The 18,468-nt window shown below is 64.2% G+C and carries 14 protein-coding genes; 8 read left to right on the top strand and 6 right to left on the bottom strand.

What is annotated here, in order from left to right; genetic code table 11:
• Positions 1-118: 118 nt before the first annotated feature.
• From NKH05_RS08710 to NKH05_RS08685, 6 genes are all read left to right on the top strand, one after another.
• Complete coding sequence (locus NKH05_RS08710) at positions 119-1,918, top strand: GtrA family protein (protein ID WP_352481399.1); 1,800 nt, start codon at positions 119-121, stop codon at positions 1,916-1,918.
• A 132-nt stretch (positions 1,919-2,050) separates the two neighbouring features.
• A complete protein-coding gene (locus tag NKH05_RS08705) occupies positions 2,051-2,818 on the top strand; it encodes an SDR family NAD(P)-dependent oxidoreductase (RefSeq protein ID WP_352789065.1) in 768 nt (255 codons plus the stop codon).
• A complete protein-coding gene (locus NKH05_RS08700; RefSeq protein WP_031193988.1) occupies positions 2,818-3,768 on the top strand; it encodes a 2-dehydro-3-deoxygalactonokinase in 951 nt (316 codons plus the stop codon). The genes NKH05_RS08705 and NKH05_RS08700 overlap by 1 nt, the downstream gene beginning before the upstream one ends.
• Positions 3,765-4,403, top strand: coding sequence for a 2-dehydro-3-deoxy-6-phosphogalactonate aldolase (locus NKH05_RS08695; protein ID WP_023718905.1), 639 nt, complete (start codon positions 3,765-3,767; stop codon positions 4,401-4,403). The genes NKH05_RS08700 and NKH05_RS08695 overlap by 4 nt, the downstream gene beginning before the upstream one ends.
• Positions 4,403-5,284, top strand: a complete 882-nt coding sequence (locus tag NKH05_RS08690) for an SMP-30/gluconolactonase/LRE family protein (RefSeq protein ID WP_352481401.1) — start codon at positions 4,403-4,405, stop codon at positions 5,282-5,284. Before NKH05_RS08695 ends, NKH05_RS08690 begins: the two co-directional genes overlap by 1 nt.
• Positions 5,285-5,443: 159 nt before the next feature.
• Positions 5,444-6,502 carry a D-alanine--D-alanine ligase family protein gene (locus tag NKH05_RS08685; RefSeq protein ID WP_352481402.1) on the top strand — a complete coding sequence of 353 codons (1,059 nt, stop codon included), beginning with the start codon at positions 5,444-5,446 and terminating at the stop codon, positions 6,500-6,502.
• Here NKH05_RS08685 and NKH05_RS08680 read toward each other — a convergent pair.
• The 6 genes from NKH05_RS08680 to dnaK all read right to left on the bottom strand — a co-directional run bounded on the left by NKH05_RS08680 (position 6,499) and on the right by dnaK (position 12,160).
• A complete protein-coding gene (locus NKH05_RS08680; protein WP_023718908.1) occupies positions 6,499-6,786 on the bottom strand; it encodes a DUF1330 domain-containing protein in 288 nt (95 codons plus the stop codon). The genes NKH05_RS08685 and NKH05_RS08680 overlap by 4 nt on opposite strands.
• Before the next feature lie 23 nt (positions 6,787-6,809).
• The gene (gene pyrF, locus NKH05_RS08675; RefSeq protein ID WP_023718909.1) at positions 6,810-7,523 is read right to left on the bottom strand and encodes an orotidine-5'-phosphate decarboxylase; all 714 of its coding nucleotides are present in this window, start codon (positions 7,521-7,523) and stop codon (positions 6,810-6,812) included.
• A complete protein-coding gene (locus NKH05_RS08670) occupies positions 7,520-8,116 on the bottom strand; it encodes an NADPH-dependent FMN reductase (protein ID WP_352495461.1) in 597 nt (198 codons plus the stop codon). The genes pyrF and NKH05_RS08670 overlap by 4 nt, the downstream gene beginning before the upstream one ends.
• Positions 8,117-8,178: 62 nt before the next feature.
• On the bottom strand, positions 8,179-8,784 hold the full coding sequence (pmtA, locus tag NKH05_RS08665) for a phospholipid N-methyltransferase PmtA (RefSeq protein WP_352481404.1): 606 nt from the start codon (positions 8,782-8,784) through the stop codon (positions 8,179-8,181).
• A gap of 116 nt (positions 8,785-8,900) precedes the next feature.
• Entirely contained in the window at positions 8,901-10,031 is a 1,131-nt protein-coding gene (gene dnaJ / locus NKH05_RS08660) for a molecular chaperone DnaJ (RefSeq protein ID WP_023679852.1), read from the bottom strand.
• 212 nt (positions 10,032-10,243) lie between these two features.
• Entirely contained in the window at positions 10,244-12,160 is a 1,917-nt protein-coding gene (gene dnaK, locus NKH05_RS08655; protein WP_023718912.1) for a molecular chaperone DnaK, read from the bottom strand.
• A 321-nt stretch (positions 12,161-12,481) separates the two neighbouring features.
• On the opposite strand from dnaK, the gene NKH05_RS08650 reads away from it, so the two are divergent.
• Together NKH05_RS08650 and NKH05_RS08645 are read left to right on the top strand one after the other, a co-directional pair.
• Positions 12,482-14,689 (top strand): hypothetical protein, encoded by a 2,208-nt coding sequence (locus NKH05_RS08650; RefSeq protein ID WP_502895966.1) that lies wholly within the window; start codon positions 12,482-12,484, stop codon positions 14,687-14,689.
• Positions 14,690-14,699: 10 nt separating this feature from the next.
• Positions 14,700-18,452: a DUF7929 domain-containing protein gene (locus tag NKH05_RS08645; RefSeq protein WP_352856667.1), complete on the top strand. Its 3,753-nt coding sequence runs from the start codon at positions 14,700-14,702 to the stop codon at positions 18,450-18,452.
• The last annotated feature ends 16 nt before the right edge of the window (positions 18,453-18,468 follow it).

Below are 18,468 nucleotides of genomic sequence, written 5' to 3'. Positions count from 1 at the left end.
ATGCCCTGTGAGGTCCCTGACCGCTCAAACGCCGGCCTCGCTCGGGGCGGCTTTACTATTTATTGAAGCTGTTAAGGCTAGGTTTAAACCGCCCCGTATTCCTTCCAAAGGTCCTGATATGAGCACAGCCGACGATGGCGCCTCCATTTGGAGGTCCGATATCGCGCTGGCGCTGCTTGCCACGCTGCTGGCGCTTGCCGTCAATGCCTTTGCCGGTTTCCCGGAACTGACCAATGCCGGCGGCGACAACGACAATCTGCTGCGCCTTGTCGAAGTTCGCGACATGCTGGCCGGCCAAAGCTGGTTCGATCTGCACCAGTACAGGATGGGCCTGGAAGGCGGCTTCGTCATGCACTGGTCGCGGCTGGTCGATGCGCCGATCGCCGCCATCACGGCCGTGTCGGCCCTGACCGGGAGCACGGTCTTTGCCGAGAATTTTGCGCAAGTGCTGTGGCCGGCGCTGCTCTTTTGCCTGACCGTGTTTTTCACCGCTCGCACCGCGCGCAGCTTTGCCGGTGACGGCGCCGTGCTGCCCGCTGTCGTCGTCGGCGCCGCCGCACTGCACTTCCTCGGCATTTTTTCGCCTGGCGCGCTCGATCACCACAATGTCCAGCTGATGCTGAGCATGGCCAGCCTGAGCCTTCTGCTTGAAGCGCCGTTGCGCAGGCCGGCGGCACTACTCTCCGGCCTGTGCGCCGGATTGATGCTGGCCGTCGGCATGGAAACCGCGCCTTATGTCGCCACCATCGGCGCCTCTGTCGCCACGCTGTTTGCCCTCGACGCCGATGGCGAGAGGCCGATTGCCAGGGATTTCGGCCTCGGCTTTGCCGGCGTGTCCGCTCTCGTCTTTGTCGCCACCATCGCACCGTCCGCCTGGGGTCAGGCGCAATGCGACGCCTTCTCGACCGTGCAGTTCGTCGTCGCAGCGATTGCCGGAACCGGCCTTGCGGCGATAGCGTCGGTCGAGCCCGCTGGCCGCACGCGCCAACGGCGCATCGCCTCGCTTGGCCTGCTTGCCCTGATATTGGCCGCAGTCGTCGTCTTTTTGTTCCCGCAATGCCTGGCAGCGCCCTATGCCAACCTCGATCCGCGCCTCAAGGAGCTATGGCTTGATCACATCGACGAGGCGCAATCGCTGTTCAAGCTTCTCGCTGAAGATCCGGCCGGGGTGGTGGCGCGCTATGCTACGCCGCTCATCGCGCTCGTGCTGATGGCGCTTCGCCTTGGCCGTGGCGGCTGGCGGCGGCAGGACAGCCTTGTCGGCACGCTGCTTGTCGTGGCCTTCATCGTCAGTGCCTGGCAGGTGCGCGGTTCGACATTCTCGATCGCCTTCGCCGTCATCCCGCTTGCTGCCTGGATTGCCAAATGGCGTCAACGGGCCGAGGCCAGCCCGTCGCGCGGCGTGGCGCTGCGCATGGCCGCCGTCTGGCTGGTTTCGGTGAATGCCGTCTGGACTGGGGCTGCCGCGGCGACCTCGGTCGCCTTCGAGGACAGCAATACCGCCGCCGATAATGGCGACGGCGCCGATGTCGCTTGCCAGCGCATGGCCTCCTTTGCGGCGCTTGGCCGCCTGCCCGGCACCACGGTGCTGGCAATTTCCAATCTCGGATCGCCGATCCTGGCCTATTCCGGACACCGCGTCTTCGCCGGGCCTTATCATCGCAACGTCGCCGGCAACCTGCTGGCGCTCGATGCCTTCCTTGGGTCCGATGCCGATGCCAGGACAATCCTGGCGGATCATCACGTCGGCCTCGTCGCATTGTGCCCCGGCAGCCCCGAAAGCAAGCTCCTCGCCGCCAAGGCGCCGGCAGGTTTTCTCGCCGGGTTGATGCGCGGCAGCGTACCGGAATGGCTTGAGCCGGTTGCCGGGACCAGCGGAGCCGCCGTCGAATTGTACCACGTCCGGCTGGGCGGCTGATCGATCGGGGGCGCGTGCGGCCTTTTGTCGGACATAAGTCCCGACTATCCACTCTTTCGCCCTTGCCCGCCCGACATGGCTGGATAGGATGCGCGCCGGTCAGACCGAGATCGTTGGACCGGGAGAGAATTCATGATGCCATCGGCACACTTTGCCGACCTCGAAGGCGCTTCGGTGCTGATCACCGGTGGCGGCTCCGGCATTGGAGCCGCCTTGACCGAGGGATTTATCCGCCAGGGGGCAAAGGTCGCCTTTATCGATATCGCCGACCGTCCGAGCCTGGCGCTGGCCGATCGGTTAGACAAGGAGCTCGGCCGGCGGCCGCTCTATCTCAAGACCGATATACGCGATATCGAGGCATTGCGGTTATCAGTTGCCAAAGCCGCCGAGGCGCATGGCGACGTGACCGTGCTGGTCAACAATGCCGCGCAGGATGACCGTCATGCCGTCGAAGACGTCACGGTCGAGTTCTGGGACAACAATCATGCCATCAACCTGCGCCCGCATTTCTTCAGCGCACAGGCGGTGGCGCCGGGCATGAAGCGGGCCGGTGGCGGCTCGATCATCAATTTCACCTCGACCTCGTTTCTCATCAACCATCCCGATATGCCGGCCTATACCGCCGCCAAGGCCGGCATCGTCGGCCTCACCAAGGGTCTTGCCGGCAAGCTCGGCGTCGACGGCATTCGCGTCAACGCAATCGCGCCCGGCTGGGTGATCACCGAGCGACAGAGAAAGCTCTGGGTCACCGAACAGGCGCTCGCCGCCCACGTCGCCAAGCAGTGCATCAAAGAGGTGATGCAGCCGGAAGACGTTGTCGGCACCGTGCTGTTCCTGGCGTCGGATGCTTCACGCATGCTGACCGCGCAGATGCTGATCGTCGACGGGGGGTTCCTGTGATCTCATCGAGCAAGGCCCCTTCTGTCGCGGCCGTCGACTGGGGCACCACCCGGATGAGGGTGTGGCTGCTCGACGGCGCCGGCAAGGTTCTCGCCGAGCGGCGCGGCGATGACGGGCTGATCACCGCCCAGGCTAAAGGATTTTCGTCCGTTCTCGAAGGGCATCTGGCTGCCATGGGTGCCCCCGAGGCGCTGCCGGTCATCATTTGCGGGATGGCCGGTTCGCGCCAGGGCTGGCTGGAGGCGCCCTATGTCAGCGTGCCGGCGCCGATCGGCGCTATCCTCGCCGGCGCTGCCCGCATCCCCGGCCAGCGCCGCGACATCCGCATCGTGCCCGGCCTTGCCCAACGCCTTGCCGATGCGCCTGACGTCATGCGCGGCGAGGAAACGCAGCTTGCCGGCGCCGGTTTGCCGGCACAGGGACGCCACCTCGTCTGCATGCCCGGCACCCATTCGAAATGGGTGCTGGTCGAGGACGGTTCCATTGCCGGCTTCGGCACCTGGCCGACCGGCGAGCTGTTTTCGGTGCTGGCTGCGCACTCGATCCTGCGCCATTCGCTGGGCGAGCCGCCGCAGCCGGTTGCCGCCGAAAGTCCGTTTTTCCGGGACTGGTGCCTGAAGGCGTTGGCCGAGGGCGGTGACATCGTTTCAAGACTGTTCTCGATCCGCGCCGCCAGCCTGTTGCAGGACCTGAAGCCCGAAGATGCCGCAGCCTCTCTGTCCGGCCTGCTGATCGGCGGCGAGATCGCTTCGGCAAATAGCCGCTATGGGGCAAGCGCCGTGCCCGTCGTGCTGATCGCATCGGGCGCACTCGGCAGGCTCTATGCCGAGGCGCTCGGCCTTGCCGGGCTCGCTTTCAGGGCGGTCGACGCCGATGAGGCGGTGCGTGCCGGCCTTGCCGAAGCCGCGCGCGAAAATGGCATGATCGCCAAAAATGGAGTTGCCGCATGACCGAAACCGCACCTTTTCCAAAGCTCAAGCGGGGTCTGGTCGCGATCCTGCGTGGCCTCAAGCCAAGCGAGGCGGTGGCGATCGGCCAGGCGATCTTCGGCGCCGGCATCGAAGCAATCGAGGTGCCGCTCAACTCGCCCGAGCCTTTTGTTTCCATCGCCAGTATTGTCGAAGCGCTTCCTCCGACGGCGCTGGTCGGCGCCGGCACGGTGCTCACCGCCGCCGATGTCGACGGTCTGCACAAGGCCGGCGGGCGGCTGCTGGTCAGCCCCAATATCGATGCCGAGGTCATGGGCCGTGCCATGCAGTACGGCATGGTGACGATGCCCGGCGTGTTCACGCCGACCGAGGCATTTCAAGCAATCCGGCTCGGCGCCTCGGCATTGAAATTCTTCCCGGCGAGCGTGCTTGGCGCGGCGGGCATTTCGGCGATGCGCGCGGTGCTGCCAGCCAGTGTGCTGGTCGGCGCCGTCGGCGGCGTTTCGGACAAGGACTTTGCCGGCTACAAAGCGGCCGGCGTCACCGTCTTCGGTCTTGGCTCCAGCCTGTTCAAGCCGGGCATGAGCATCGACGAAGTGGCAGCACGGGCGAAGGCTGCGGTCGTGGCCTGGGACGCGGCGTTTGGAGCGGCATGATGAGCGAGACCATCGTTTCGGTTTTTTCCGACCATGTCTGCCAACTCGGCGAGGGGCCAAGCTATGACCCTGCCACGGACACGCTCTATTGGTTCGACATCGTCAACGGCCAGCTCCTGGAACAGCGCTTGTCCGGCGGTGCGGTCAAAATCCACGAGCTCGGTCAGATGGCCAGCGCCATCGCCATCGTCGACGACCAACGCCAGCTGATCGCCACCGAGACCGGCCTGCATGTCCGCGATGTCGCGACCGGCAAGCTGACGCTGCACACGCCGATCGAGGCCGATAATACGGTCACCCGCTCGAACGATTCCCGCGTTCACCCCTGCGGCGCCCTCTGGGTCGGCACCATGGGTAAGGGCGAGGAGAAGGCCGCCGGTTCTATTTACTGGTTCTTCAAGGGCGAGCTGCGCCGGCTCTATGCGGATCTCACGGTGCCCAATTCGATCTGCTTTTCCGAAGATGGGACCATCGCCCATTATACCGACACCAGCACCGGGCTGTTGATGCGCGTCGGCTGCGATCCTGCGACCGGCCTGCCGGTTGGCGAACCGAAGGTCTTCGTCGATCACCGTTCGGCCAAGGGCTATATCGATGGTTCGGTGCTCGACCGCGACGGCATATTGTGGAACGCTTGCTGGGGCGGCAGCGTCGTCGAAGCCTATGGACCCGACGGCAAGCTTGTCCGTTCGGTGGCGATGCCGGCGACGCAGCCGTCCTGTCCGGCTTTTGTCGGCAGGAATGCCGACCGGATCGCGGTCACCTCCGCCTGGTCCGGCAAGAGCGAGAAGCAGCGCCTGCTCGACCCGCAAGCCGGCATGACGTTTATGCTCGACATTCCAGTCAATGGTCGCTTCGAGCCGCGCGTGCTGATTGGCTAGACCATGGTCCCGAACCTTTGGTTCGGAAAAGATCATGGTCAAACAAGAAGATGGTGCGCTTGCTGTCGTGCAGGCGTCCGATCAACGTCGGTTCCGCGCAAGCCGAATGCGTTCCCCGTGCGATGGTAGGCAATCGTGCTGCCAGGAGCCGTTCCACCCATGTCAAGCCGCAAGCCGAAGCTGATCCTTGTCTACGAGCCGGAAAAGGCCTGCTTCGATCGGCTGGTCGCCGATAACCACGTGCCGGAGCGTGCCGTCGAAATCGCCTCCTATCTGGCGCAATCGACCGACATCGCTGCTGAATTCGACGCACTTGCCGCCGCTTGCCAGAAGCGCGGCTTGTCGTTTGCGCCGGTGACACTCGACGCCGCCGCAAGCGTTCTCGCCGGCGAGGACCCGAAGACCACGCTCGTCTGGACACTGACCGACGGCATCGCCTATTTCCGCGGCGGCGCGGCACCAGCTCTGGCACGGCTGAACGGCCTGAAGGCGATCGGCGCCGACGATGCGCTTTTTGCGCTCTGTCAGGATAAGTTCCGTTCCGGCGCCGTGCTCGGCGCGCTTGGCTTGCCGGTGCCGCGGGCGGGCCTTGCCCGTGACGGAGCCTGGCTGGTCGCGCCGCCGGACTCGCCCGCCGGCTGGTTCGTCAAGCCGAACCGGCTCGGCGCCAAGATCGGCATCTGGCCGGATTCGCGCTGCCACGATCTCGGCCACGCGCTGGAGCTTAGCCGGCGCGTCTTCGCCGCCTATCGCGACGATGTCGTGGTCCAGCCCTATGTCGCCGGCCGCAACGCGCGCGCCAGTTTTCTCGGATTGAAGCCGGATACCGGCGCCGAGGCGATCGGCATCGCCCTTGTCGATTCGGGCAGCGATTTCCAGACCATGCAGGACAGCCTGGCGCTTTACGGCGATACCGGTGTAGCGGCGAAAGCCGCGGGAAATTACGCTGAGCCGTTGCTGCTTCCCGTTGGCGCCAGCCAGCCTCGAGCCGATGCAAGAATTCGTCGCATCGCCGAAAGCCTGATGGTCGGGCTTGGCCTGCGGGATGTGTTTTCCATCGACTTCCGGGTCGAAGCCGACGACAGCGTGCACCTCATCGAGTTCGAGGTCTGCCCCGGCCTGCCCTGCTTCGATTTCCGCGATTACTGTCGCCAGCAATGGGGCCTGAGCCTCGCCAATGCGATGGCCGAGACCGCGATGAACCGACTTCGCGCCTAAATCCCCTCGACCAGCACGATTTCACCATCAGCCACCTTCTGGCGGATCGCGACCGCGCGCTGGTATTCGGGCGAGTGGTAGCAGTCATGCGCCGCCGCAAGCGACGGAAACTCGATGATCACATTGCGGTCGCGGCCCGGCCCCTCGGCCTTCTCATGCGCGCCGCCGCGCGCCAGGAACTTGGCGCCGAAGCGGTCGAAGGCCAGCTTGGCGGCTGCGACATAGTCCTTGTAGCCTTCCGCATCGCGCACGTCGACGCGAGCGATCCAGTATCCCTTGGGCATCGGTTTCTCCTGGTTTTTGGTCCTTATGCCGAGCGCATTTCATCGAGGATGGCTTCAGCTGCCGCCCGCCGGTCGGCCGCGCCGACGATCGGCCGGCCGACCACGAGGTGGCTGGAGCCGTTGCGGATCGCCTGCGCCGGCGTCACCACCCGCTTCTGGTCGCCATGGTCGCTGCCCGTGGGCCGGATCCCCGGCGTCACGACGGCCAGGTCGGGGCCGACGATGCGGCGCACCGCCTCCGCTTCCTCGGCCGAGCAGACGATGCCGCCCATGCCGGCATGTAGCGCCTGCTCGGAGCGCCTCAGCACCAGCGTATGCGGATCATATTCATAGCCGGCGTCGATCACGTCCTGCTCGTCCATCGAGGTCAGCACGGTGACCCCGAGCAGGCAAAGGTCGCTGCCCTTCGCAGCCTCGACCGCCGCCTTCATCGTCTTCGGATAGGCATGGATGGTCAGCATGCTCATGCCCATCCTGACGATGTTGTCGACCCCCTTGGCCACCGTGTTATCGATGTCGAGCAGCTTCATGTCGAGAAAGATCCTGGTGCCGCCGCTGGCCAGCTCGCGGGCGAAGTCGAGCCCGCCGGCAAAGGCGAGCTGGTAACCGATCTTGTAGAAGGAGACGATCCCGTCGAGCTCGCGCACCGCTTTCTCGGCTTCCTTCAGCGTCGGCAGGTCGAGGCCGACGATCAGCCTTTCCTGCATCGTGTCGGCATGCGCGGCGTCCGGGATCATGCCTCGATCCGCGTCGACAGCATGCGCGAGGTTTCGATCAGCGTTCGGCATAGGTGCTCCATCGATTGGCGTAGTCTCTCGTCCCTGAAGTTGCCCTCGTCGTCGAAGGCGTTGCCGCCCTCCGGCACCGAGCATTCCGGTGTCACCACCTCCATCCGGCAGCGCACCAGAACGGCGCGCAGATGGTTGATGCAGCGTATCCCGCCGAAGGGTCCGTTGGAAGACGAGCAGAGGCCGGCAACCTTGCCGGCAAGCGGCCTGAACGTCCGGCCGCCATCCTTGCGCAGCTGGCTTACCCAGTCGATGGTGTTCTTGAGCAGCGGTGGAATGGAGCCGTTATATTCGGGCGTCGCGATCAGCAGCCCGTCATGGGCGGCGATCATCCGGCCGAGCTTGACGGCGTCTTCGGGAATGCCTTCTTCCTTTTCCAGATCCTGGTCGAGGATCGGCAACGGATAGTCGGCGAGCGAGATGCGGGTCACCTCCGCGCCCTGCATGGCAAGTTCCTTCTGCGCAACGTCGGCGGTCCTGGCGCTATAGGCGCCGCTGCGCACCGAACCGGCGACGACGAGAATTTTCGGGATCACAGCCATGGGGTCTGCCTTGTCACCCGATGGGTATAAGACAAGTGCTATTCAAAACCCAACGCTGCAATTCAGGCGGCCCCGCGTCGGTAGATCCAAAGCTGCGTCGGCGGAATGTTGCGGATGACGAAATGGAAATGCTCGACCGTATAGTCGCCGCGGCCCGGCGGGATCGGCGACAGCGGCCCGTAAGTCAGCTGCACGATCGGCCGGCCCGCCGGGATGCGGTCGAGCAGGCTCTCGACATAGGCGATGCGCTGGGCGACCGGGAAGTTGAGCAGCGGCACGCCCGATATCACCGAATCGAAGACCAGATCGCGCTTGTCACCGAGCGTCGCGTCGAGATTGAAGGCGTCGCCCTCGATGACGTTGACGCCTGGATAAAGCTGGCGCAGATGGCGCACGAAATCAGTGGAATATTCGACCGCGTAGAGATTTTCAGGCTTTATGCCCTGAGCGAGGATGGCGCGCGTGATGACGCCTGTGCCAGGCCCGACCTCGAGCACCGGCAGGCCGGATTTCGGATTGACGATCGAGGCCATCTTGCGCGCGGTGATGGAACTGGTCGGGACGATCGAACCGACCGCCTTCGGCTTGTCGATCCAGCCCTTGAAGAACTTCAGTTCGTCGTCGAACTTTTCCGCCAGCGTCTTTCGCAGTCCGGGACTACGCGTCATCGAAAGTCCTCCTCAACGCTCCCTCGCATGCTACTTAGCAGCTACGAGGTGCAAGACAAGGCGAATCCCCGGATAAGGTGTTGATGACGCTCGGGAAGCGTTTCCAGGGATCAGCTTCAATGCTCGCCGAACGTTTCGAAAAAGTCCTTCATGCGGGCGAAAAATCCGCTCGACTGGGGCGAATTGTCCTTTGAGGAAAGCTGCTCGAATTCCTCCAGCAATTCGCGCTGGCGGCGCGAAAGGTTCTGCGGCGTCTCGACCACGGTCTGGATGTAGAGGTCGCCGATATTGGGCTGGCGCAGCACCGGCATGCCCTTGCCCTTGAGGCGGAACTGGCGGCCGTTCTGGGTGCCTTCCGGCACCTTCACCTTCGTCTGGGTGCCGTCCAATGTCGTCACCTCGAACGAGCCGCCAAGTGCTGCCGTCGTCATCGAGATCGGCACCTTGCAATAAAGATCGGCGCCGTCGCGCTGGAAGAACTCGTGCGGCTTGACCGCGAGGAAGATGTAGAGATCGCCCGATGGGCCGCCGCGCAGGCCGGCCTCGCCCTCATTGGCAAGCCGGATGCGGGTGCCGTCCTCGATCCCGGCAGGGATGTTGACCGACAGCGAGCGCTCCTCGGTGACGCGGCCCTGGCCGGCGCATTTCGGACATGGATCCTTGATGGTCTGGCCGCGCCCCTGGCATTGCGGGCAGGTGCGCTCGATCGAGAAGAACCCTTGCGTGGCGCGCACCTTGCCGTGGCCGTTGCACATCGAGCAGGTGACGGGCTGGGTGCCGGGCTTGGCGCCGCTGCCCGAGCATTCCGAGCAGGAGATCGATGCCGGCACGCGGATCTGCGCGGTCTTGCCGGAAAATGCCTCTTCCAGCGTGATTTCCATATTATAGCGCAGGTCGGCGCCGCGCTCGCGACCGCCGGACGAGCGACGCTGGCGCCCGCCCATCATGTCGCCGAAAATGTCCTCGAAAATGTCGGCGAAGCCGCCGGCGCCAAAGCCTTGCGCCCCGCCATTCATGCCGCCGTGCTCGAAGGCGGCGTGGCCGAAGCGATCGTAGGCGGCGCGCTTCTGCGGGTCCTTCAGCGTTTCGTAGGCTTCGTTGATTTCCTTGAATTTGTGCTCGCAGGCATGGTCGCCTGGGTTGCGGTCGGGATGGAACTGCATGGCCAGCTTGCGGAAAGCGCTCTTGAGCTCCTTCTCGTCGGCGCCTTTTTGCACGCCCAGCGTTTCGTAAAAATCAGCTTTCATGTTTTCCCGCAGTCCGGATAGTCAACGTCTTGAAGTATCGTTGCGTCGTTTGCCGGCACGCTGTTCCGATTTAGGTGTGATGGAGCCGGGATGCCAGTGTCTACGAGGCTTTGTCCGCATTTTTTCGGGTAGCTCGGCGTTTTTCCGGCAAAGGGTTGCAAAAAAGCCCGGCTGTGCGCCGGGCTTTTTGCTTACCTGTACCGTCAGGCGGTTCAGGCCGACTTCTTCTTCTCGTCGTCTTCGTCGATTTCCTCGAAATCGGCATCGACCACATCGCTGTCCTTGGCGGCATCAGCCTTGGCGTCGGCCTCGGCGGCTTCCTTCTGCGAAGCCTCGTACATCGCCTGGCCGAGCTTCATCGAGACTTCGGCGAGCGTCTGCGTCTTGGCCTCGATCTCGGTCACATCATCGCCTTCGGCAGCGGTCTTCAACGCCGCGATCGCATCGGCAATCGCCGTGCGGTCGGTCTCCGAGACCTTATCGCCATAGTCCTTCAGCGACTTCTCCGAGGAATGCACCAGAGCCTCGGCCTGGTTGCGGGCCTCGACCAGTGCGCGACGTTTCTTGTCGACTTCGGCATTGGCCTCGGCATCCTTGACCATCTTCTCGATGTCAGCGTCCGAAAGGCCGCCAGACGCCTGGATGCGGATCTGGTGCTCCTTGCCGGTGCCCTTATCCTTGGCCGAAACGTTGACGATGCCGTTCGCGTCGATGTCGAACGTGACCTCGATCTGCGGCACGCCACGCGGCGCAGGCGGGATGCCGACCAGGTCGAACTGGCCGAGCGCCTTGTTGTCGGCGGCCATTTCACGCTCACCCTGGAAGACGCGGATGGTCACCGCCGACTGCGAATCCTCAGCCGTCGAGAACACCTGGCTCTTCTTCGTCGGAATCGTCGTGTTGCGCTCGATCAGCCGCGTGAATACGCCGCCCAGCGTCTCGATGCCGAGCGACAGCGGCGTCACGTCGAGCAACAGCACGTCCTTGACGTCGCCCTGCAGCACGCCGGCCTGGATGGCAGCGCCAAGTGCGACGACCTCATCCGGGTTGACGCCCTTGTGCGGTTCCTTGCCGAAGAACTGCTTCACGATCTCCTGTATCTTGGGCATACGGGTCATGCCGCCGACCAGAACGACCTCGTCGATCTCAGCGGCCTTGAGGCCGGCATCCTTGAGCGCCGCCTTGCAGGGCTCGATGGTGCGCTGGACGAGATCTTCGACAAGGCTCTCGAACTTCGCACGCGTCAGCTTTAGCGTCAGGTGCTTAGGGCCGCTGGCATCGGCGGTGATGAAGGGCAGGTTGATCTCGGTCTGCGTGGTGGACGACAGCTCGATCTTGGCCTTTTCTGCCGCTTCCTTGAGGCGCTGCAGGGCGAGCTTGTCGTTCCGCAGATCGATACCCTGTTCCTTCTTGAACTCGGCCGCCAGATATTCGACCAAACGCATGTCGAAATCCTCGCCGCCGAGGAAGGTGTCGCCATTGGTCGACTTCACTTCGAACACGCCGTCGCCGATTTCGAGCACCGAAATGTCGAACGTGCCGCCGCCAAGGTCATAGACGGCAATCGTCTTGCCTTCCTTCTTGTCCAAGCCATAGGCAAGTGCTGCCGCCGTCGGCTCGTTGATGATGCGCAGCACTTCCAGGCCGGCGATCTTGCCTGCATCCTTGGTGGCTTGGCGCTGGGCGTCGTTGAAATAGGCCGGAACGGTAATGACCGCCTTCTCGACCTTTTCGCCGAGATAGGCTTCCGCCGTTTCCTTCATCTTCTGCAGGATCATCGCCGAGATCTGGCTGGGCGACTGGTTCTTGCCGCCGGCCTCGACCCAGGCATCGCCATTGTCGCCCTTGACGATCTTGTAGGGGACAAGCTTCTTGTCCTTCTCCGTCACCGGATCGTCATAGCGGCGGCCGATCAGGCGCTTGACCGCGAAAATGGTGTTTTCAGGATTGGTGACCGCCTGGCGCTTGGCCGGCTGGCCGACGAGGCGCTCGCCGTCGCTGTTGATGGCGACGATCGAAGGGGTCGTGCGCGCGCCTTCCGCATTCTCGATGACCTTGGATTCCTTGCCGTCCATGATGGCGACACAGGAGTTGGTTGTTCCCAGATCGATACCGATTACTTTTGCCATTTCTCTAATCTCTCCGCTAAGCAGGCTCTCAGGACCCGTACAGGCGTTCCGACGAAAGCCCCTGTTCACAAGAAATTCCGCTCCGGCAACCGGCATTCGGCGCTGGACGGCTTGGCGCGTATATAAGAACAGGCTGCGTGGCGCGCAAGCATTCTGCGCAAGGCGTTCACCATTCATCGCGGTTGATCGGATTCGGGACCGGCAGGCCCGTATTTTCCGGCCGTGATCCAGCCGGCCCGGCCCCGGTCCATGAACCTTTCCGCCTCACCTCGCGACTGACGCTCAGGTGCCGCGTGGTGCGGCCCCGGAAAGGAAAGCCCCATGACCACAGATCCAGAGGCTCGATGGTCTCCGGGAACAGCAGGAACTCAGCGCGACAGTCGCCTTCGGGACCGGGTCGATGCGCTGGGCTTTCCGCTGGTTCCGTTGACCCTGCGCGGACGCCGGCGTATCATGACGGTGAGGAAAGCAGACAATTCGATCAGGGATGAACGTGCCGGAACGCCGCGCCTTGCCCTGATTTGCGCGCCGAGACCGGATGTTTCTCCCATGACCTGTGGGGGGAGATCCATGTCTTGCGACCATGGCGCGTCCGTGCGCTCTCGTGCCGGCCATTTGCGCCGCGCAATCCAGGCTGCCAGCGGATTATCGGCCTTGGCACTCGCCGCTGGGCTCTGGCTCGGCGGCTCGGCACAGGCCCAGGAAACCCAGATCATCTATCCCGGCTCGATGGCAGTGACCGGATTCTCTGGCACCATCATCCCCAATTTCGAGGAAGGCCTGCCGCCGGGCGTCGATCCGGTCGACGAGACCTTCATCGACACGGCGCGCGCAACCTTGCGCGTCTTCGACGTTTCAAGGCTGGGCGGGCCGGCGTCTGGCCAATTGGTCTTCACCCCGCCACCCTTCGAGGTCACGGCCGAGCAAATCGGCCAGGTGTTCGGCATCACTTATGACGACGGCGTGCGCGACGGCGTTCCCTCGGCCATTCCAAACCTCTATGCCGGCGCCACCTCGCTGCACGGCATCCGCATCGTCACACCAGACGGCGATGCCGACGGCCGGCCGGAGCGGCAGCGCCGCGGCACGGCTGACGCGGTCTTCATGGACGGCCAGTTCGGCACCGAAAACGGCGGCGGCCCCGGAACGATCTGGAAGATCGATGGCATCACCGGCGCCGTCTCGAAATTCGCCGATATCGACGCCAATAGCGGTCCCGGCATCGGCGACGTCACTTTCGACAATATCCACCGCCAGTTCTTCGCCAGCGATCTCGACACCGGCCTTATCCACCGCATCGACGCCAATGGCGCGCTAGTCGACACGTTCGACCACGGCGTCGCCGGCCGCCCGGCGCACGGGCTGCCCCCAGTCGCCGACGACGGCTCGGTGATGGACATCCAGGGTGCTGCCTTCGACAGCGAGGACCCCGATAGCTGGGGCTACACACAGGACGAGCGCCGCGTCTGGTCGGTCGCCTATCGTGGCGGCCGGCTCTATTACTCGGTCGGGGAAAAGGCGGAGATCTGGTCGGTGGGCATTGCCGGCGACGGCAGCTTCGGCGACCCGCGCTGGGAGCTGACCGTCAAGGCCGACAAGGATTACGCGGTCACCGACATCGCCTTTGACAACAAGGGCTTCATGTATCTGGCTCAGCGCGGCCCGGTGGAAAACCGCTACGACTACAGCCAGTTCGCCGATTCCGGCAAGGGTGAGGTCATCCGCTACTGGCGCGAAAATCCGGACGATCCGGCAACGGAATCGGTCTGGGTGGAAGTGCCGCAGGAATATGCGGTCGGCTTCCCGCAAGACAACCGGCAGTCGGCCGGCGGCCTCGACCTGCAATATGGCTACGATTCCGAAGGCAATCTCGATACCGGCATCTGCACCGACACGCTGGTCGATACCGGCGACAAGTTGCGCGACAACCCGGCGCTCGCCGAACAGCTCGCAGCCGGGGGGCCGCTTGCCGTGCACGGCGTGCAGATCACGCCGACGGCGCTGGTCAGGCCGGCCAACGTGCCGCCTTTCGGCTCGTGGTTCGTCGATTTCGACACTTATTTCGAAGACCCGGAAGTGGAAGGCCATGTCGGCGACGTCGAGGTCTGGCGCCCCTGCGAAGGCCGTGCCGGCTATTACGAGCAGGTGCCGGGCGGCTATCTGCCACCGTTCTATCCGCCGGACTTCCCGCCCCCCGGCAATCTGCCTCCTTGCCTTGATGTCGAGGATGTCGAGTATTTCTGCACGCCCTCCGGCCTCGAGGCCGATCTCTATCTTCATGACCATACCGGCTTCGGCGGCGATTCGATCAAGGCTCTGTCCAGGACGCCTGGCGTCGGGGTGACTTCGCCCCTGTCGCATGCGCCCGGCGCGCCATTCACGATCGGTATCACCGGCCATTATCCTGGCGACAGGGTCGATGTCGGGCTCTGCTTCTACAGGCAGTCCGACCGCGACAAGGGTGGCTACTACCCTTGCTGCAAGATGACCTTGCCGCTCAGAACCCCAGCCGTCAGCTGCGAACCGTGAGAAGGGGAAGATGAGCAATCTTGCACAGTCCCCGCTTGCGACGAGCAGCCAATCAACCGGCAAACAATCATTCGTCATGGAGACCATCATGAAACCCCTGTCACTCGCCAGGCGCGGCGCGCGCTGGCTGATGGCGGCCGGTATCGCGGTCGCCATGCTGAGCCCGCTGCAAGGCTTCGCTGAAGACCTTGCTCCGGCCAAGGCCAAGCCTGCCGATGCAGGCACTGTCATTCCAGATCCCAAGCTCGATTTCGACAATCCTCGCATCGTCAACCCGGAGCCGGGCCGGATCGTGCCCTTCTTCACCAAGAAAGGCGGCCAGAGAGGCTGCGACTATGTCGTATACTCGCTGAGCTTTGGCTTGCGCGGCAATCCGCAGGGTTTTGCCGGCCCGGGCCTCGCGGCCATGCTGAAAAAGGTCAGGCTCGACTTCAGGGACCAACTCCCGCACGGCCTGCGGATTGTCGGCGTGCATGTGACCGGCGACGGCACCGACGCATCCGGCGGACCGCTGCCCGGCGCTGCGATCAGCAGCTCGGCTGGCCCGGACGATACGGCGACGGTGTCCGATTTCCGGATTTCCGCCAGCGACCTCGACGGCATCGGCGCTGCGAACGAGCGCGCCATCACCTTCCAGATCACCGCCAAGATCGACCATGCGGCGTTTCCGTCGCCGGCAATCGTCGATAACCAGGGGCTGATCAAGGTGAGCCGCGGCGACCGCGGTGCTGGCGTCGAAATTCCGTCGCAGGACCCGGGCAAGCCGGACGACGGCAACTATCTCACGGGTGCAAAGACGTCGATCAAGATCGACGTCACCGAGTGCAACCCACCGCCTCCACCTCCTGGCAATCGTGAATGCTTCAAGGTGGAGCGAGGCACGGTCGATTGCGTGCCCGGCGGCGGCGCCTTCATCTACCATATGCCGGTCGGCCCAGAGATGGCTGGCAAATGGGTGCGGCTTTCGACGACGACACCCGGCATCACAATCATTCCCGACACCCAATTGGTGCCGGCCGGCGGCGGTGTGCTCAACTGGAAGATCGTCGGTGCTTCACCCGGCGACGTTATCCACATCATCGTCACCGGTATCGAAACCTATGCCGGCCCGAAGGAGGGCTGGGGCCTGTGCTGCACGCAGACCGTCGACATCGTCATCCCGCGTGACCAGAGGTGCCCGCCGAAGGACAAGGAACCGGATCTGAAAGTCGAAAAGCGTGCCGACGTGCAACGTTGCACGATGGCGGGCGGCTGCGACTTCACCATCAGGGTCACCAATGTCGGCGATGCGCCCTACCACGGCAAGATCGTGCTCGACGAAGTCACCCTGCCGGCCGGCTCCACCCTCGATTCAGGGCCGAACCCGCCTTGGGTCTGCGCGCCTGGAATCACCCCGATGATTTGCACTCATCCGGTGACCACGCTCAATCCGGGCGCCTCAGTCGACCTCAAGCTTGGCTTCAAGCCGGCCGCAGGCTGGCAAGGCAGCGTTTTGCGCAACTGCGCCACCTACAATTACGGCGCCAGCGGCAAGCCGCTTTTCGGCAGCCAGCTAAACGACCGCGGCTGTGCGTCGATCCCGGTCTGCCGCCGTGGCGATCGTGACCGCGACTGCCGGCCACCGGTGGAGAAGAAGGTCGACCTGATCCTGAAGAAGCGCGCCCGCACCGAATTCTGTTCGGCCGATGGCGTCTGCACCTTCGTGATCGACATCATCAACAATGGCAGCGTCCCCTACAATGGGCCGCTGACGGTCGTCGATAGCTATCCGGGCGGCGCGCCGGCATCCTCGACCTTCGGCCCGACGCCGCCATGGACGTGCGGACCGAACGGTTCCGGCAAGTTCCGCTGCGACAATCCCGGCATCGCGCTTATGCCGGGCGCCTCGACGCCGATCTTCGTCAGGGCGGTGATGCCGGCCAACTTCCGGCCCGATAGTGTCGAGAACTGCGCCGAGGTGAAGGCCATTCCCGGTGAGAACGACATCACCAACAACAGGGCCTGCGCCAAGGAACGCATCCGTCATCCGAATGGCGGGCAGCCGGCCATGCGCATCACCAAGGTGTGCAATGGCTCGCTGGCCGGTGCTGCGGTCGTTTCCTGCCGCATTACCGTCATCAGCCTCGGCGCCACAGCCCCGACCGGTCCGGTGCGGGTCAACGATGCCGCGACGCTGATAGCCGGCGGAGCGCCGGTCCAGATCCAGAGCGTCACCCCAGACGGCGCGGAATGGGCTTGCGGACCGGTTCCGGCCAATGCGCTGTCGTGCCAGATTCCCGGCGCCGTTATGACGCCTGGAACCAGCCGCCATTTCGACGTGACGGTTGCTGCGAACGGCGAATTCGAGAACTGCGCACGCGGCTCCTACGGCCCGGCTCCGGGAGACGATATCGTCTATCCGATCGGCCAGGCCTGCGCCAAGGGCGGCGGTGCCTCGACCATCCGGGTCGAGAAGACCGGCGACGCCGAGTGCAAGCCCGGCCAGCCCTGCTCGTTCGAGATCACCATCACGAACGATGGGACGAGCGCCTTCTCCGGTCCGGTTCGCATCGGCGATGCGATCGGCGTCGAAGGCCTCGGCCGGCTGGAAGGCGTTGCGATCACCTCGATCGATCCGCCCTTCGGCTGCTCGCCGGAGCCGGCAACCTTGCCTCTGTCCTGCATCGCCCAACTGACGCTCGGCGCCGGGGAAAGCCATGTGCACAATGTGACCGTGATCATTCCCGACGATGGCCGTCTGACCAATCTGCAGGGCACTGTCAACGGCCAGAACTGCGTCGGCGTGCTGTCTCCGAACACGTCGGTGCAAGGCGGTGGCGACGTGTTGTCTCGTGGTGCCGCCAATGTGCAGGGCGATCGCGGCAAGGCCTATGCCTGCCATCCCTTCATCATCACGCATGAGGTGAAGAAGGAATGCTCGCAAGGCTTTGTCATGAACGACGCCGGCAACTGCGTCTGCCCGCCAGGCACGACCTTCCGTAACGGCCAATGCTCATCCGGCGGCGGCACGGTCATCGTGCCGAAGCCAAAACCTTGCGTTCTCCTCAAAGGCCAGATCCGTACCGAGGACGGACGCTGCGTCTGCCCGCGCGGGACCGAGCTGGAGAACGGCGCTTGCGTGGGCAACAAGCCGCAGCCCGAGCAATGCACCATTCGTGGTCAGATCCACAACGCCAACGGCGAGTGCGTCTGCCCGCGGGGCACGGAAGTCAGGGGTAATGTCTGCCGGCCAATCCAGCCAAAGCCCAAACAGTGCACCATTCGGGGCCAGATCCATAACGCCGCTGGCGATTGCATCTGCCCGAGAGGCACGGAAGTCAGGGGCAATGCCTGCCGGCCAATTCGGCCGCAGCCCAAGCAGTGCACGATCCGTGGTCAGATCCACGACGCCAACGGCGATTGCGTCTGCCCCCGGGGCACGGAACTGCAGGGCAATGCCTGCAGGCGCAAGAAGCCGGTTGTGGTGGAGTGCCCGATACCTGGCCAGATCCACAACAAGCGCGGCGCCTGCGTCTGTCCGCGTGGGACAGAGCTGCGCGACGGCGCCTGCCGCAAACCACGGCTGGAATGCGCACCGGGCGCGCGGCCGATCAATGGCCAGTGCCAGCCGATCATCAAGCGGCGCTGCCCTATCGGAACGGTCGGACGATATCCGGACTGCGTCCCGGTCCGCAGGAAATCGACGCTTGAGCCGAACCTGCTGCTGAATCCGAATGTTCCTCAGCAGGTCGTGCCAAGGCGCAAGCCGCAGCCGGAGCAATAGGATACGGCGCGGGAAA

Source organism: Mesorhizobium sp. M1399 (genome assembly GCF_040317735.1).
Lineage (GTDB): Bacteria > Pseudomonadota > Alphaproteobacteria > Rhizobiales > Rhizobiaceae > Mesorhizobium.
Note: the sequence above shows the minus strand (reverse complement) of the source record. Positions and strands in the feature narration are given on the sequence as shown.

Bases quoted from the DNA above. Each gene is read 5' to 3' on its own strand.
- NKH05_RS08710 (WP_352481399.1), top strand. From the start codon at position 119: ATGAGCACAGCCGACGATGGCGCCTCCATTTGGAGGTCCGATATCGCG.
- NKH05_RS08705 (WP_352789065.1), top strand. From the start codon at position 2,051: ATGATGCCATCGGCACACTTTGCCGACCTCGAAGGCGCTTCGGTGCTG.
- NKH05_RS08695 (WP_023718905.1), top strand. From the start codon at position 3,765: ATGACCGAAACCGCACCTTTTCCAAAGCTCAAGCGGGGTCTGGTCGCG.
- NKH05_RS08690 (WP_352481401.1), top strand. From the start codon at position 4,403: ATGAGCGAGACCATCGTTTCGGTTTTTTCCGACCATGTCTGCCAACTC.
- NKH05_RS08685 (WP_352481402.1), top strand. From the start codon at position 5,444: ATGTCAAGCCGCAAGCCGAAGCTGATCCTTGTCTACGAGCCGGAAAAG.
- NKH05_RS08680 (WP_023718908.1), bottom strand. From the start codon at position 6,786: ATGCCCAAGGGATACTGGATCGCTCGCGTCGACGTGCGCGATGCGGAA.
- pyrF (WP_023718909.1), bottom strand. From the start codon at position 7,523: ATGATCCCGGACGCCGCGCATGCCGACACGATGCAGGAAAGGCTGATC.
- NKH05_RS08670 (WP_352495461.1), bottom strand. From the start codon at position 8,116: ATGGCTGTGATCCCGAAAATTCTCGTCGTCGCCGGTTCGGTGCGCAGC.
- pmtA (WP_352481404.1), bottom strand. From the start codon at position 8,784: ATGACGCGTAGTCCCGGACTGCGAAAGACGCTGGCGGAAAAGTTCGAC.
- dnaJ (WP_023679852.1), bottom strand. From the start codon at position 10,031: ATGAAAGCTGATTTTTACGAAACGCTGGGCGTGCAAAAAGGCGCCGAC.
- dnaK (WP_023718912.1), bottom strand. From the start codon at position 12,160: ATGGCAAAAGTAATCGGTATCGATCTGGGAACAACCAACTCCTGTGTC.
- NKH05_RS08650 (WP_502895966.1), top strand. From the start codon at position 12,482: ATGACCACAGATCCAGAGGCTCGATGGTCTCCGGGAACAGCAGGAACT.
- NKH05_RS08645 (WP_352856667.1), top strand. From the start codon at position 14,700: ATGAGCAATCTTGCACAGTCCCCGCTTGCGACGAGCAGCCAATCAACC.